Annotated in this window: 13 protein-coding genes; 2 read left to right on the top strand and 11 right to left on the bottom strand. The window is 59.8% G+C overall.

Annotation, left to right across the window (positions count from 1 at the left end):
• Positions 1-17: 17 nt before the first annotated feature.
• The 7 genes from nagA to GSQ91_RS19200 all read right to left on the bottom strand — a co-directional run bounded on the left by nagA (position 18) and on the right by GSQ91_RS19200 (position 8691).
• Complete coding sequence (nagA, locus tag GSQ91_RS19230; protein WP_158823385.1) at positions 18-1184, bottom strand: N-acetylglucosamine-6-phosphate deacetylase; 1167 nt, start codon at positions 1182-1184, stop codon at positions 18-20.
• Between the two features lies 1 nt (position 1185).
• Entirely contained in the window at positions 1186-3321 is a 2136-nt protein-coding gene (locus GSQ91_RS19225) for a beta-N-acetylhexosaminidase (protein WP_158823384.1), read from the bottom strand.
• Between the two features lie 263 nt (positions 3322-3584).
• Positions 3585-4256, bottom strand: a complete 672-nt coding sequence (locus tag GSQ91_RS19220) for an outer membrane lipoprotein carrier protein LolA (protein WP_254064715.1) — start codon at positions 4254-4256, stop codon at positions 3585-3587.
• A gap of 252 nt (positions 4257-4508) precedes the next feature.
• The gene (locus GSQ91_RS19215) at positions 4509-5009 is read right to left on the bottom strand and encodes a type II secretion system protein (protein WP_158823382.1); all 501 of its coding nucleotides are present in this window, start codon (positions 5007-5009) and stop codon (positions 4509-4511) included.
• A 115-nt stretch (positions 5010-5124) separates the two neighbouring features.
• Positions 5125-5646 (bottom strand): type IV pilin protein, encoded by a 522-nt coding sequence (locus tag GSQ91_RS19210; RefSeq protein ID WP_158823381.1) that lies wholly within the window; start codon positions 5644-5646, stop codon positions 5125-5127.
• Between the two features lie 275 nt (positions 5647-5921).
• A complete protein-coding gene (locus GSQ91_RS19205) occupies positions 5922-7250 on the bottom strand; it encodes a pitrilysin family protein (RefSeq protein WP_158823380.1) in 1329 nt (442 codons plus the stop codon).
• Positions 7251-7410: 160 nt separating this feature from the next.
• Complete coding sequence (locus tag GSQ91_RS19200; RefSeq protein WP_158823379.1) at positions 7411-8691, bottom strand: amidohydrolase family protein; 1281 nt, start codon at positions 8689-8691, stop codon at positions 7411-7413.
• A gap of 249 nt (positions 8692-8940) precedes the next feature.
• Here GSQ91_RS19200 and rlmN point away from each other — a divergent pair, with 249 nt between their 5' ends.
• Entirely contained in the window at positions 8941-10161 is a 1221-nt protein-coding gene (gene rlmN / locus GSQ91_RS19195) for a 23S rRNA (adenine(2503)-C(2))-methyltransferase RlmN (protein ID WP_158823378.1), read from the top strand.
• Between the two features lie 30 nt (positions 10162-10191).
• Here the strand turns inward: rlmN and GSQ91_RS19190 are convergent, their stop codons facing one another.
• The 4 genes from GSQ91_RS19190 to GSQ91_RS19175 form a co-directional block, all read right to left on the bottom strand.
• A complete protein-coding gene (locus GSQ91_RS19190) occupies positions 10192-10788 on the bottom strand; it encodes a GNAT family N-acetyltransferase (protein ID WP_158823377.1) in 597 nt (198 codons plus the stop codon).
• Positions 10789-11075: 287 nt separating this feature from the next.
• Positions 11076-12098, bottom strand: a complete 1023-nt coding sequence (gene yvcK / locus GSQ91_RS19185) for a gluconeogenesis factor YvcK family protein (RefSeq protein ID WP_158823376.1) — start codon at positions 12096-12098, stop codon at positions 11076-11078.
• A gap of 135 nt (positions 12099-12233) precedes the next feature.
• On the bottom strand, positions 12234-12839 hold the full coding sequence (locus tag GSQ91_RS19180) for a lipopolysaccharide assembly protein LapB (RefSeq protein ID WP_254064714.1): 606 nt from the start codon (positions 12837-12839) through the stop codon (positions 12234-12236).
• 126 nt (positions 12840-12965) lie between these two features.
• Entirely contained in the window at positions 12966-13583 is a 618-nt protein-coding gene (locus tag GSQ91_RS19175) for a DUF4254 domain-containing protein (protein ID WP_254064712.1), read from the bottom strand.
• A 168-nt stretch (positions 13584-13751) separates the two neighbouring features.
• Between GSQ91_RS19175 and GSQ91_RS19170 the strand changes: the two genes are divergently transcribed.
• On the top strand, positions 13752-14593 hold an 842-nt coding region (locus tag GSQ91_RS19170; protein WP_158823374.1), incomplete at its 3' end, for a glycosyltransferase family 9 protein.

The following is a 14593-nucleotide window of genomic DNA, read 5'->3' as shown; positions in this document are numbered from 1 at the left end:
GCTTGCGATGATCCAGACTAAATGGCCCGACCTCGAACATACGTAGCGACCAGGTTATTCTTCGCGTCAAAGCGATTGAGGTTGGCGAGCGATCCGGGAGCAAGCCGCGTCAGCTCCGGCCTGCCTAGCATCGCCGCAGGGTTGTGGGAGGCGAGCCTCGCAGCATCGCCCAGCGGGGCATTGGTGTACCGCTGCAGATTCGCGACAGCTCGATCCATCGTCAGCACCGAACCGGCCAGCGTCTCTTTGCCGGCGGCCAGATCTTCTGCCAGCAGGGCGCGGCCATGGGCAACCTTCACGGCAAAGTGGCCGAGCGTGTAGTCGCCATCGGGCATGCCTGCGGCAGACATCGCATCCGTCACCAGAATGGCGAGATCCAGCCCCTTTGCCTTGAGCCACAGCCGTACCAGCGGTGGCGCAACGTGAACGCCGTCGCAGATAAGTTCAGCGAAGAGCGGAGCATGATCGGGCCTGGGATCGAGCACCGTTCCAAGAATGCCGGGCTCGCGATGGTCGAGCGGCCGCATGGCATTGAAGGTATGCGTCGCACTGTTAGCCCCGGCTCCAATCCCCGCAATGGCATCGGCGGCGGTTGCATTGGTGTGGCCGAGCGAGAGCTTTACGCCCTGGCGATGCGCGTGAGCGATGAGGCCCACCGCGCCAGGAAGCTCCGGCGCAATCGTCATCAGCGCAATGTGTCCACGGGCCGCACTCTGGAAGCGGTCGAAGAGCGTTATGCTAGGCGGCTGCAGGTCGTTCGGAGGATGCACCCCACGCTTGGCGTGCGAAAGAAACGGTCCTTCGAGATGGATGCCAACCGGCTGCGCTTCACCGTCGCGCGGCTCAGCCTCGATAGCGTTGGCCAGCGCTTCCAGCGCACTGAGTGTGGCATCCACCGATGCTGTGACGGTCGTTGGCAGATAGTGCGCCACGCCACGCGTTGCAAGAAAGCGCTGCATCTCGCCGAGCTCTGCGGGCGAGGACTGCATCACGTCATGTCCCATGGCGCCATGCGTGTGGATGTCGAAGAACGCAGCAGTGAGCGTGTCCCGCTCGTTCGCCAGCGCACGAGGGTCGGAGCTGATGTCCGTGATCGTTCCATCGCTGGAAAGGGTGATGACAGGGAACTCGATGGAACCGATGTCGGTGATGAGGTAGCGAGCGGTAAGTGTCGTAGTGGCCATGTCAGTTTGTCGATCCCAGGGGCGGTTGTGGAATGCCCGCATCAGCTGCGCTGGGCAAGGTTCTTGTACTTTCCCACTGACGCTGCACGCTACGCATCTTATCCATGCGTGAGAGCCAGAGGGCAACGGTGTAATCGTAGTGCTCCAGCACAGGCCGCAGCGCGTAGGGCCGGTTCGTGCGCAGCCAGAGCTGTGCGTGGAGATCGCGTAGCAGTGAGTAGCCGTCCTTGATGTCCTGAATCCGCCCGTTGACGCTGTTGATCTCAGAGAGCAGCGCGCTGACCGAGGGATGAGGTTTCCGCTCGCTTGAAGCCGCTGTGGCCTGCGCCCGGGCATAGGCTACGGTGATCTCATCGGCGAGCTGAAACTTCAGTCCGATAAAGTCGAGGCGGCGAGCGCCGAGTTCCATTGCGTCGATCGCGTCAGTCTCGCGCAGGGTGGTGGGGTTGGACGGAAACTGATTCGTCGGACTATAGACCGTAGGCGTAGCGGGTGCAGGGGCTGCGGCGCGGGCCTGTGCAATCAGGTCGAGCGCTTTCTCCGCATGCAAACGAAGCTCGTGCAGGTAGGGTCGAAGCTTCGCCGCATTCTGCTGCTGATCTTTGGCCCAAGGATCGCTCCAGAAGAGCAGGTCCGAACCATCGCTGACCTTAAACTCTGTCTTCAGCAGTTCGTGCGCGGCCATGATTTCGAGCTGCGCCTGGTTGAGTTTGCCGGTGATATCGCCGTGGAAGACCTGCCCATAGTTCTCTTCGAACTGCGGAATCGAACTTTCACCCTGCTGCCACGCTGCTGCTGCGCCAAACAGAATGCCGTACCAGTTGTTCGAGGCCAGCGTTTCGCCATCGTCGTTCCAAAGCGTGTTGAGCTGGCCGGTAGAGCCGGCACGCTGGCCGTCGCGCGTGAACTGTTGAATGTTCTGCAGTCCGTAGTTGTAGTTGGGATACACGCGCGACCAGTTGTTGATGCCGGGTGCCACCCAGGTCTCAAAGCCAGCGTCCGCATAGGGCCTCAGATACTTTGAGAAGCCCGCCGGGTTGGGGTTGTACTGCCAGCCAATGGCAATCGTGTCGCGCTTGAACTGCGGGGACATCGCCTTGAGCAGGTCAGGCGAGTCCTGCGCAATGTCGCCCCAGAAGAGTAGGCGTCGATTCAACGGTCGCAGCGTCGTATCGATCTGCTGCATAAAGTCGAGGTACACCTTGCCCAGGCCCTGCGCATCGACGGCGGCCTTGGTCTGGCCAAGTCCGAGATCAACGGTCTCGTCCGCGCCGACGTGCAGAAAGGGTGCTGGATACATCTGTGCGAGCTCGCCGAACATCTGCGAGATCACCTTGAGCGAGCCGGGCTGGCCGGGTGCAAGGACTGCGCCATGAGGCGTCTCGGCAAGCTGCTGATACTCGTCGTAGAGAAGGTTGTGATGCAGATGCCCAAACGCCTCCTGCTCGGGCACAACCATCACGTGATACTGCCTCGCATAGGCCACCAGCTCGCGTGCGTCCTCGGCGCTGATGCTGCCTCCCGGCGGTGCGGGCAGGGGATTGGAAGCATATTGCTGCGTGTGCTCGAAGTATGGCGAGTAGAGGTTAGCCTTGTACGCCGCGAGCGTGCGGACGAGCTTCTTCTGGAACTCCAGCGTATCGACCGGGCCGCGCGAGAGATCGTCATGCAGGCCGCGATACCTCATCGCGGGGTAATCCCGAATATTGGCCGCGTGCAGGACGAACTGTCCTTCACCGGCAGGCTCGATCATCTGCTTTACCGTCTGCGCGGCATAGAAGACTCCCGATGCAGTAGCTCCGGTGAGCGTAATCGTCCCGGGCGTGGAGACGATGGTGTAGCCCTCCGGCTTCATCGCATCCGTAAAACTCGCATCCGGATGCTGCGCAAGGCGTTGCAGCACGATACGCAGCCCACTGCCACTGGGAACGCCACGTGCCGCAAGCGTCTGCTGCAGGTCATTAGCCGCAAAGCTGTCCTCCGCATCGCAGCTGGAGCAGTTGACCGTCACACCGCTAGTCAGTGCGTGATCAGGCTTGGGCACAACCTCGCGCGGCATCGGAACGAGGTGCAATGCGGACTGTGCGGCTGCAGGTAGAGCCAGAGCCAGGAGTGCGGCGAGAGAACGAAGCTGCATGAAAGTACGGTACACCGAGTGAAGGTGGATAGTTTAGAGCCGATCATATGTTCGTGTAACCACGAAAGGCTCAACGAGTACTGGTTTCTTTGGGAAAAGCCTGGTGCATCTGCATGAGAGCACCTTTACCGATAGTGTGAGGTGGTCTTTTTTTGACTATCCCCATACCTTGTCATCTCGACCGGAGGCGGCGTTTTTTGCCGCCGTAGTGGAGAGACCTGCATGTTGCAGATCTCCGCTGTGCATGATCCGTGAAACCGATACTAGATCGGTGCAGCCCCGTCGACGATCGCAACGCCCGGCGGCGGTGTGAAGATGAAGTCGCCGTCACGGGTCGGAATGTTCTCGTGCATGTCGGTGAAGTTGAAGGTCGTGACTGCACCGTCCGTCTCCTCGATACGCATCGCGCGGATCGCCCCGGCTGCATCCACTGTAAGGGCGAGGGAATGGACGCGCTGCTGCATGCCTTTAGGGGTGCCGGAGAGCGTATAGCCGCCGTTCACGACGGTCAGGCTCAACCCATCGAGTTCCTTTGCGAGCTCAGTGTGTCCGAGCAGAAAGCGCAGTGGCGACCGCAGATCGTCCAGCTTCTTCTCCGGGATGCGCTGTGCCTGCGCATCCCCAGGGGTGTAGGAGATCGCGTCCTTGCCATCGAGAATAAAGAGCTTGCCGGCGGGGGTGTCATAGGCCCAGCGCATGCGTCCGGGTTTACGAAGCGTCAGGCTTCCGGTCTCGGTACGATCCAGCCCCATGCCCTGATAGCGTTCGGTATAGCGTGCCTGCAGCGATTGCAACCGGTTGTAGTGCGCATCCACCTGCTTCGCGAGCGAGGCCGCCGTGGGCGCCTGCGCGAACACAGAGGCCCTGAATGCAAGCAAGGCGAGCGCAAACAAGAGGAGTTTGCCGCCGGTTTTGAGTTGAATTTTTCTTGCCAAAATATTCATTTTAGGTAGTTTACAGTCAAGACGCTGCTTCTGGAAACGCCGAGCAAGGGAACCCGCCACAACATCTGTCATTTCGACCGACCAGCGGAAGCGAAGAAACCCCTTGATGCAGAGCGTGATGCAAATGTTTGTGGCGCGCTTTGCGTCTAGAAACCCCTGTATTTTGCGGATGCTTGTATCGCTGCAAAGGCCAAAGGGACATGCTGTACTTCCTCAACCTATTGAAACGTCACATTCGGAGATCTATCGCAGCAACTCTGTGCAATTGCTCCCACCCTTGGGATCGAACCGGATATGCCCACCCTCGTCCGAGCAGAAGCCTCGATAACCAGCTTTGTCGGGCATCGCCGTGATCTGATAGCTGCTGTACTGGTCGCGATCGTTGATCGTCGTCTTCTTGCAGTCTGAGAAGGAGAAGGTGTAGCCGGATTTCTTCCCGGTAGACAAATCTTCGGGCATCAACTGCGCTGCCTCAACGGTTGGCGCTCCCACCCCTGGCGTGCCACCCAACGCTTTGAAAGAACAGGCAAAACCGTGCGTCGGATAGGCCGCGTTGTAAGCGGCTTCGTAATAGTTGAGATCGCGCAGCAACGATATGGCCGAGGTCTCGTTGGCGTGTTTGGTGTTCTGCTGCAAGGCCGGCAAGCCAATCGTCATGATGACCAGAATGACGGCTATGACGACCAACAGTTCGGTTAAATTGAAACCGGATTCCTTCTTGCGCTGACTCACAGCAATCTTCATGGGCATTCTTTGCGGATACGAGGGAGAAGCAGACTCCAGGACAACCCAGAATAACGAACTATAGTAAACAAAGGCCGCCCATTTGAGGCGGCCTTTGTAGCTGGAGAAGAGGAGCTTACTGCAGCAGGTCTGTGCAGTTCGTGCCGCCCTTGGGATCGAAGCGGATCTGGGCGTTCTCGTCGGCGCAGAAGCTGCGGTTTCCGGAGTGTCCCACGGAGTTGGGCACGGCATTGACCTGGTAGCCGTTGACCTGGTCGACATTGTTGATCGTCGTTTTAGCGCCGCAGGTGATGCTGAACGTGTAGCCGGACTTAGAGCCGCTGGCGAGGTCTTCGTTGATCAATTGAGCGGCTTCCGCGGTCGGCGGTCCGGAACCGGCCTTTCCGCCCAGGGATGCCAGCGAGCAGGCAAAGCCGTGCTGCGGGTAGGCGGAGTTGTACTCAGCCTCCATAGAGTTCAGCATGCGCACCGACTGGATGGCGGAGGACTCATTCGCCTTGATGATGGCCTTTTGCATGCCTGGAATAGCGAATGTCGCTAGAATGAGGATGATAGACATCACGATCAGCAGTTCGATAAGGGTGAAGCCGGATTCTCTGGAGGTACGGCGGGTCTTGCAGCAGGTCTGGGTATTCATCACTTCCTCGAAATGTCGCGGTAGATTCGCGTACAGTTTGTCCGTTTCAGAGTATAGACGTTTCAGGTGGTGGAAGGGTGTGGCCACACCCGGAGATCGCTTTTTTAGCGCAGAGGCCGCAGACGTTTTGCGGAGATCGGTACGAATAGCATTTATCACTGCGCCCTCCGCGAAACCTCTGCAGACGCAAAGCGCGCCATAAATGTTTGTGCTGCGCTTTGCGTCAAAACCTCTGCGACCTCTGCGTTAAAGATTTTCTTTTACCAGCCGGCAAATTAGCAGGCTAGATCGCTACGCTCGATCTTCAGGCCACCCAGATTGCCAAGCAGCGTGAGCGCCATGCCGTCCGACTGCAGAAGCTCTTGCGCCAGCCGCTGGATGTCTTCTCGCTTGACCTGGTCGATCTCGGTGGTAAGGTCATCGACTGAGAAAAATTGACCGAAGTACATCTGCTGCCGAGCCAGGTTCGACATGCGGCTTGATGAGCTTTCGAGTCCCAGCACCAGATTGCCTTTGGACTGATCTTTCACTCTCTTGAGCTCTTCCTCGCTAACCAGGTCAGTCTTCATGCGGGAGAACTCGGCGAGAGTAAGGTCGAGCACCTCGCGAGTCTTATCGACGGCACATCCGGCATAGACCGCCAGCGAGCCCGTATCGCGGAAGGGATTCGTCTCGGAGTAGATCGAATAGGCCAGTCCACGCTCTTCGCGGATGGACTGAAAGAGCCGGGAACTCATGCCTCCTCCGAGGATCGAGTTCAGCAGATGCACGGCGAAGCGATCGGGGTGCGCGACCTCCAGGGAGGGCACGGCGAGGCAGAACTGTACCTGTTCCAGGGACTTCTTGTTCTTCAGCGTGATGTGGGGGAAGGTCCGCGGGGCTGTCGAACGAGCGATCTTGGAGCTGGAGCTGGCCGAGAGCGAACTAAAGGCCTGCGCTACCTGGGCCACGAAATCATCATGGTCCAGATTGCCCGCTGCGGAAAACACCATGTTCGGCGGTGTGAACCGGCGAGCGTACTCGTTGAAGACGATCTGCTGGTCGAAGCTCGATACTGTCTTCGTCGTTCCCAGGATAGGACGGCCCAGCGCATCGCCCTTCCAGAAGTTCTGGGTGAAGAGCTCGTGGACGAGATAGTCGGGGTTGTCCTCGTCCATCTTGATCTCTTCGAGAATCACGCCCTGTTCGCGGGCCAGGTCGTCGGGCGCGAAGGTCGGATGGAGCACGAGGTCAGTAAGCAGGTCGAGCGCGGCGGGCACATTCTCGTCCAGGACCTTGATGTTGAAGCAGACAGTCTCTTTGCCGGTAAAGGCGTCGAGGTTGCCGCCGATGGAGTCGACCTCGCGGGCCAACTGCTGGGCAGAGCGCGTGGTCGTGCCCTTGAACACCATGTGCTCGATAAAGTGGGCGATGCCATTGACTTCGGGAGACTCGTCACGCGATCCGCTGTCGATCCAGACACCCATGGAGACGGAGCGGAAGTGCGGCATGCGCTCGGTCAGCACGAGCAGGCCGTTGGGAAGGGTCGTCTTGCGGATATCGCGGGTATACGTCGGGGCGGTGGTGAGGGTCGCATTCTCCGCGACCGGGATAGAAACTGGCATCAACCCTATTGTACTTACAAACCTACCCCCAAAGCCTGTCATTTCGACCGACCAGCGGGAGTGGAGAAACCTCTGTATTTTGCAGATGCTTGTCCAGTGAACCGGATGAAAAGGTGTTTTGCGCTCGTCTTTTGCCTTTGATTTTCATGTGGCCGTGCTACTACTGCGGTTGCTGGGAGGAATTTTGCGTTGCGGGCGATTGGCTATTGAAGATGATCTGTCCGTTGCGGATGGTGTAAGCGACGTGGGAGAGCGCGGTGACGTCGGTGGCGGGATCGGACTTGAGGATGACGAGATCAGCGTCGAATCCCGGGGTGATGCGGCCGCTGCGGGAGGCGTATCCGAAGCGTTGTGCGGGGTTGGTGGTGAGCGAGGCGAGGACCTGAGGGAAGGTCATGCCGGCGCGGGACATGAGTTGGAACTCTTCTGCGGTGTCGTAATGGTCGATGTAGCCGATGTCCGTGCCGAAGAGGATTTGGCCGCCGGCTGAGGCGTAGGCGTAAAGCTGGCTGACGGCGAGCGCGATGACCTGCTGGGTGACTTCAGGCGAGGCTTTGCCTTTTTGCAGTTCAACATCGAAGAGGGTGAGCGTCGGTACGAGGCTCATGTGGGCGGCTTTCATACGCGCGACGAGCTCAGGAGGCCAGGTGGTTCCGCTTTCGCCGGCTTCGTCGGTGGTGACGTGGGCGAGGATGTCGACCCCGGCGTCGAGGGAGAGCTCGACGCCCTTGATGGTGGAGGGGTGGGAGAAGACGAGCTTGTTGTGGCGATGGGCTTCGGCGACGATGGCGCGGGCGAGATCCAGGGGCATGAGCTCGACGTGGTCGGCCTCGATGGAGCCCGCGAAGATCTTGATGCCGTCGGCTCCATCTTGGATTTGACGGTCAACGCGGGCGACGGCTTCGGGGATGGAGTGGGCCTCTGGCATGGTGATGTTGTATTCGGCGAGATAACGCTGAACGTAGACGGGGGTCTTGACCCAGAAGGGATCTCCGACGGTCAGAACGTGCGGGCCGAGGAGTTTGCCAGCTTCGATTTGTGAGCGGATGTTGCTTGTATTGGAGAGCGGAGAAGCGACGTCGAAGACGGTGGTGAAGCCCCAGCGGGTGAACATGGTTTGGAGCTGGGCATTGAGAACGGCGGGCGGTTGGTGGTCGGCGTGGAGAAGTTGTGGGGGAAGGAAGTGGACGTGGCTATTCCAGAAGCCCGCCGTGATGGTGAGACCCGTGCAGTCGATGATCCTGGCAGTCGTGGGGAGTTTCGTGGATTTGGTGGGGCCGACTGCTACGATACGCGTGTCGTGGATGAGAATGGTGGCGTCGTGGAGCGGCGGGCGGTCAGGCTGCGTGTAGACCGTGGCGTTCGTGAGGGCGAGGTCGGTGGCTTGGGCGGTGCACGGAAGGAGGAGGAGAGTGAGAGCGGCCAAGGCGAATAAACGCATGGCAGAGTATATCTTGGTGGCGAGGTGGTAACCGTAGACAACAAAAGGACGTCACGGTAGATACCGCTGCTTTTCCTGCTGGACCTGATGGTTCTTGTCCGGATCTAGCACTACTACCGTCGCGTTCCATTGCGAACCGTGGCGTTCGTTGCGTCAAGGTTTTTCCTCCACTCACCCCAAAATCCGCACCGACGGGGCCGAATAGTCGCCAGTAGTAAAAACATTAGCCAGTAAACTAAAAACATGGACATGCACGCGCTTTTTGGAAGAACGCTGCCGGAGTTGACCGAGCTGATGGCTGGCCTCGGGCAGAAGCCGTATCGCGCGCGGCAGGTGTTTGAGGCGCTGTACAAGCAGCGGGTCGGTTCGGTGGAAGACATCACGACACTGCCTCATGAGTTCCGCGACCGGCTGATCGCCGAGGGCTGGCGCGTGGAGCTGCCGGAGATCGCGCAGACAGCCACCTCGGTCGACGGTACCGAGCGCTACCTGATGCGCATGGCCGACGGCGAGACGGTAGAGACGGTCTGGATGCCGGATGGCGATGGCGGCGAACGTGGAGACGGGAGCGAGGCCGCCGAAGAGGAATCCTCAGAGGTGGTGGGTGCCGAGGACGCTGTGAGCGGTGGTTACTGGTCGCGGCGGGGTAACGGGCGCGACCGGTCGAACTTTGGCACCCTCGCGGAGCAAGGCTTTCGCCGCGCGACAATCTGTATCTCGAGCCAGGTAGGTTGTGCCGTCAACTGCCAGTTCTGTCTGACGGCGAAGCTTGGCATTAAGCGCAACCTGACCGCAGGGGAGATCGCCGGGCAGGTCGCGGCGGTGCTCAATCGCCACAAGATTCAGATCGGCAAGGACCGTATCAACCTCGTGTTCATGGGGATGGGCGAGCCCTTCCTGAACTACGAGCAGTTCATGCAGTCGGTTCGTGTGCTGGCCGAAGGCATCGGGATTCCGGAGTCGCGGATGACGGTATCGACCTCGGGAATTCTGCCGGGGATCGAGGCCTTCGCCAAAGAAACTCTGCGGCCGAAACTGGCGCTTAGTCTGAACGCCAGCAACGACATAGTGCGCGAGCGCGTCATGCCGATCACGCGCAAGTGGAACATCGCCGCGCTCTTGGAAGCCGTGCAGAAGATTCCGCTACGCACGCGTGAGTGGGTCACATTCGAGTATGTACTGCTGGGCGGCGTAAACGACCAGCCCGAGCACGCCCGCGAGGTGCTGGCTCTACTCGACGGCATGCGCGCGAAGGTGAACCTGATTGTCTGGAATCCGGGACCGGGAATCGACTATCACCAGCCCAGCCCGGAGGATGTCGCGGTATTTCAGAAGATGCTGATCAACGGTGGTATCGCAACGTACATCCGCAGGCCACGCGGGCGCGACATCTACGCCGCGTGCGGGCAGTTGAAACGCACCGTGGCAGAAGAGAAGCCACAATTGGTGGCGATCGCTGCGGCGGTTTAGACGCGAAGCGCGCACATCGGAATTACGCGTTTAGATCGGAGCGTTGAGGCGGCGGGTCAGCGTGTCTTTTACCTCGGGCCACTCTTTGCCAATGATGCTGTACCACGCACTGTCACGACTGGAGCCGTCGGGCATGATGAGGTGGTTGCGAAAGAGACCCTCGTAGACGCCGCCAATCGCGCGGATGGCGGACTTGGAGCGCTGGTTGCAGTCATGGGTCTTGAAGCTGACGCGCTGCAGTTCGAGCGTCTCGAAGGCATAGCTGAGCTGAAGGAGCTTGGCTTCGGGGTTGACGCGGGTCCCGCGTACCCGATTCACAAGCCAGGTATTTCCAAGCTCAGTGGTTCGGTGCGTGAGATTGAGATCGAGGAAACGAGTGGCGCCGACAAGTCTGTCCGGCTCTCCATCACGACCCTTCTCCACCGTCACCCAGGGAAGAGCCGTCCCTTCAGACTGCTGGTCCAGCGCAGCGTCGACCCAGGCGCGGAGGTCCTCCGGAGTTTGGATGGAGTAAATCATGTACCGCCAGATGCTGGGATCGAACGCTATGGCCTCAAGACCCGGCAGATGGTCGAGCGTAAGGGGTTCGAGGCGGACGTTCCGGCCTTCGAGGGTGGGAGTCTCCATAAAGAAAGAGTAGCGCACACCCTTGGCAAGTGAAGAACCGCTTTAGGCGACACAACACAGCTTGGCGTGCAGGTAAGTCCTGAAGGAGCGCGGCTATACCAGCCCTGCGCAAGACCTGGGTTTCGGAGTAGAATGCTGAAGTTTAGATTTCTAAAATCGAAATAAGTTGATGAAAATAAATATCTTATACCTCAATGCGGCTCGCGTGAATGATAGAAAAGCTGACACAGCCGCTAACGGACTAGCGTAACTCTATGTCATTTGCACCCGATCCAGAATCGCCTTAGCTAGCGTTTGAGTGCCAGCTCAAGTACCGTCTCCGCCACATACTCGTAGCTATGCCGAAGCACCTCGCCTTCATGCGCGAAGTTGCCAGTGATGGGCTCGACGCCCAGTGATCGAATGCGATCCAGATCGGTCTCTATAGGGGTCTGGCCTTCGCGAGCATACTGGGCAATCGTCTCCGGGCGTAGCGGCGCTGTGTTCACGAGCGCGTAGTCGAAGATCTGCGCTCCGGCGTGGTCGAGGATTTTTTCGATGTGTTGCGAGGCGGTCAAGCCCAGCGATTCGTTGGCCTGTGTCATCAGGTTGCAGATGTAGACGCGTGTGGCTTTGCTGGCGGCGAGAGCCTCGGGGATTCCGCTCACCAGGAGATTGGTAATCAACGACGTATAGAGCGAACCTGGGCCGAGGGTGATGAGGTCGGCATTGGCGATGGCCTCGAGCGACTCCGGCAGGGGGCCGGCATCGGCGGGCTCGAGCATCAACTCCACGATGGAACGCTTGCTGGCGGTGATATTGGTTTCGCCGCGAACGATGGAGCCGTCGTCCATCTGCGCGCTGAGCGTGGCATTGGCGGTGGTCGAAGGATAGATCCGGCCACGTGTGGCGAGAATCTGCGAACTGGTCTGCACGGCCTGCGCGAAATCGCCAGTGATGCCTGTGAGCGCCGCGAGGAAGAGGTTGCCGAAGCTGTGGCCTTCCAGGTCGCCGCTGGCGAAGCGATGCTGGAAGAGCCGCGAGAGCAGATGTTCGTCCTCGGAGAGCGCGACCATGCAGTTTCGGACGTCGCCAGGCGGAAGCATGTTGAGGTCTTCACGCAGGCGGCCCGACGACCCGCCGTCATCGGTAACGGTGACGATGGCGGAGAGCTCGCGGATGAAGCAGGGAATGGTGGTAGGGGCTGTGTCAACCAGTGGTTGGGGGCCCGGCGCAGGGACGTAACGCTTCAATCCACGCAACAGGGTTGAAAGACCTGTGCCGCCACCGATGGCAACGACGCGGAGATGTTTGGGGTCAGTGGCCGGCATGCTTCACTTCACAGTCTAGTTGGCCGCGGCCTGTGCAGGGATGGGATCATCTTCCGGGCAGGATAGGCTCCTCTACCCAGGAAGAGGTTCTCTCGTAGAGGAGCCTATTCAGACGCGTCGTTCTGAACCCCTCTGCTAGGCTTCCGGATAAAGCAACTCGGTAAAGCGTGGGTCTTCGGCGACGCCGTCGAAGTCGGAGTCAGAGCGGGCCTGGAAGCGGTTTTGCGCGTTCAGGCGGATCGCTTCACTGAGGTGATCGATGCAGGTCTGCGTGTCGCCGGTGATGCTGGCTAGCAGGGCGAGACCATAGAAGGCGTAATCCGCGGCTTTTTCCTTGAGTAGAATCTGCTCGAAGTGCGCGCGTGCATCTTCGTAGTGGCCCTGGTTCAGCAGTGAGATCGCATAGTCATAGCGCTCTTCGTGGGTCTCGAAGCTGGTCGTGCCTTTGCTGACGTGGCTGAGGCAGGCCGCGATGTACATGCGGATGCGGTCGGCAAAGTCGTGTGGCGCGGTTTCGAGCATCTGCGTGAAGGCGGAGTGGGCCTTCTCGTACTTGCCAGCCTGCATGAGCTTCAGGGCTGTCTCGTACAGAGCGAGCGTCTGCTTGCGCGCCGCGGTGTCGTCAGCCTGGACGTGGCCGGCAAGGGTGCGTGGCGTCCGTTTGGCGCCGTGGATGGCGTCGGCCGTGGGGGCATTGTGATTCGCGGAGGTGGTGATGGTTTTTCCCGACTTCGTGGACATGGTGTTCTCTGCAATGAAACCTAAATTGTTATTGATGGCCCTATAAAGCGAGGGTTTCGTTGTTGAAGTCTTCTCGGTTTTATACGGGTGAAGGGTCCTGCTGGTCAAATGGGGCTATGTAAAGCCTCAACCGCTCTCCACGGTTGGCTTGCCGTAGAGCACCGGATTAAGCGCAGGATCGTTATACATCTTTAACTGGCGGTAGAGTTTGAAGCGGCGTTTGCCGGCCAGCACTTCGGTCCAAAGTTCGGCGAGACAGGCGGAGAGGTCGTTCCGCTGTTCGGTCAACAGAGTGAGCCGTTCCCGGTTCCTTTGGTGGTGTTCGACACTCGCATCTTCGCGGCGTGTCTCTTCCTCGGTGTGGAAGACCTTGAGCGCGAGAATGGAGAGGCGGTCGATCATCAGTCCTGGTGTTTCAGAGTGCAACGGGGCCTCGACGGGTTGCTGGGATGCCACTTCCAGCAGCGCCAGGTCGATGCGCTCTACCAGGTCGTTGCGCCGCTGGTTGAGTTTGTCGATCGCCCGCTTCACGGCAGCGATGGCCTGGTCGGCGGCCATGGGATCGCGGGCCGCGTCCTCCCGGTGCCAGAGGTCGAAGTTGGCGCGGTGCTGTTCGAGAATGAGCTTGTCAAAGGCGTCGCGGGGCGCCTGCAGTGCCGCAGAGGAATCATGCCAGTGGGCGGTGGCCTGGTCCTGGAGCAGTGCGATGTGGAAGGCATCAATCATGGTGGTTGCTTCTCGCATGGTACTCGGTGTGGGATGCAGGGCCAAACTCAGGGTTGCGTGAGGCATACAGGTGAAGAACAAAAGCTGACGCAAAAGGTTGCGAAGAATCCTGTGGACAACCCTGCCGGTCGTTATCCAGAAGTTCGAGCGCTTGCGCGAGGGCTAGCCGGAGGCGACACTGACAACATGTCCTCTGCGAAAGTGAAGCGCGTGCTGCTGTATCGTCTCGGCAGCCTGGGCGACCATCTGGTGGCGCTTCCTTGCTACCGGCTTGTCCAGCGAGCGTTTCCCGAGGCCGAACGCAAGCTGCTCACCAACATCCCCGTGATGAACAAAGCCGCTGCTGCGACGGCTGTACTGGAGAACAGCGGGCTGGTCGATGGTTATCTCACCTATGTCGTAGGCGAGCGCGGGCCATTGGCGCTACTGCGGCTGGCTTGGACGATCCGTCGCTGGAAGCCGGATGTTCTGGTGTATCTAGCCGGAGCACGAGGAGAAAAAGCAGCGCGGCGTGACCGGATATTCTTTCGGCTGTGCGGTATACGACGGCAGATCGGTCTGCCGTTGACCGAAGATCTGCAACGCAGCCGCAGCGAAGGAACACGCGACGGGGTTCCCTGGTTTGAGCAGGAAGGAAGACGGCTGGCGCGATGCGTTGCTGAACTCGGCGATGCAGGAGTGGACGACCCGGCGAACTGGGCTCCGGGACTGACAGAAGAAGAGCGGCAGGCTGGCAAGCAGCTCGTGGAACCGTTTGGCGGGGCGCCATTCTTCGCGTTCAGCCTGGGGACGAAGGCTCAGTCGAACCAGTGGGGCGGTGGAGCTGAGGGAACAGTCCGTTGGCAACAGTTGCTGTCAAAGCTGGCGGCGGAGTGGCCTGGTTACGGCCTTGCAGTGATTGGAGCGGGAGACGAACACGAGGCGAGCGAGGGCGTTGTCGACGCGTGGCGAGCTGTTCCTGGTGCCGGGCCGGTACTGAACCTCTGTGGGGCGGCAAAGCCGCGCGTCAGTGCGGCAGTGATCGAGCA

Origin of the sequence: Granulicella sp. S156 (genome assembly GCF_009766105.1) — a bacterium.
In the GTDB taxonomy this organism is placed as follows: Bacteria; Acidobacteriota; Terriglobia; order Terriglobales; family Acidobacteriaceae; genus Granulicella.
Note: the sequence above shows the minus strand (reverse complement) of the source record. Positions and strands in the feature narration are given on the sequence as shown.

What these genes read in the sequence shown, in the direction of transcription:
- nagA (WP_158823385.1), bottom strand. Translation starts at nt 1,184, where the DNA reads ATGGCCACTACGACACTTACCGCTCGCTACCTCATCACCGACATCGGT.
- GSQ91_RS19225 (WP_158823384.1), bottom strand. Translation starts at nt 3,321, where the DNA reads ATGCAGCTTCGTTCTCTCGCCGCACTCCTGGCTCTGGCTCTACCTGCA.
- GSQ91_RS19215 (WP_158823382.1), bottom strand. Translation starts at nt 5,009, where the DNA reads ATGAAGATTGCTGTGAGTCAGCGCAAGAAGGAATCCGGTTTCAATTTA.
- GSQ91_RS19210 (WP_158823381.1), bottom strand. Translation starts at nt 5,646, where the DNA reads ATGAATACCCAGACCTGCTGCAAGACCCGCCGTACCTCCAGAGAATCC.
- GSQ91_RS19205 (WP_158823380.1), bottom strand. Translation starts at nt 7,250, where the DNA reads ATGCCAGTTTCTATCCCGGTCGCGGAGAATGCGACCCTCACCACCGCC.
- GSQ91_RS19200 (WP_158823379.1), bottom strand. Translation starts at nt 8,691, where the DNA reads ATGCGTTTATTCGCCTTGGCCGCTCTCACTCTCCTCCTCCTTCCGTGC.
- rlmN (WP_158823378.1), top strand. Translation starts at nt 8,941, where the DNA reads ATGCACGCGCTTTTTGGAAGAACGCTGCCGGAGTTGACCGAGCTGATG.
- GSQ91_RS19190 (WP_158823377.1), bottom strand. Translation starts at nt 10,788, where the DNA reads ATGGAGACTCCCACCCTCGAAGGCCGGAACGTCCGCCTCGAACCCCTT.
- yvcK (WP_158823376.1), bottom strand. Translation starts at nt 12,098, where the DNA reads ATGCCGGCCACTGACCCCAAACATCTCCGCGTCGTTGCCATCGGTGGC.
- GSQ91_RS19180 (WP_254064714.1), bottom strand. Translation starts at nt 12,839, where the DNA reads ATGTCCACGAAGTCGGGAAAAACCATCACCACCTCCGCGAATCACAAT.
- GSQ91_RS19175 (WP_254064712.1), bottom strand. Translation starts at nt 13,583, where the DNA reads ATGCGAGAAGCAACCACCATGATTGATGCCTTCCACATCGCACTGCTC.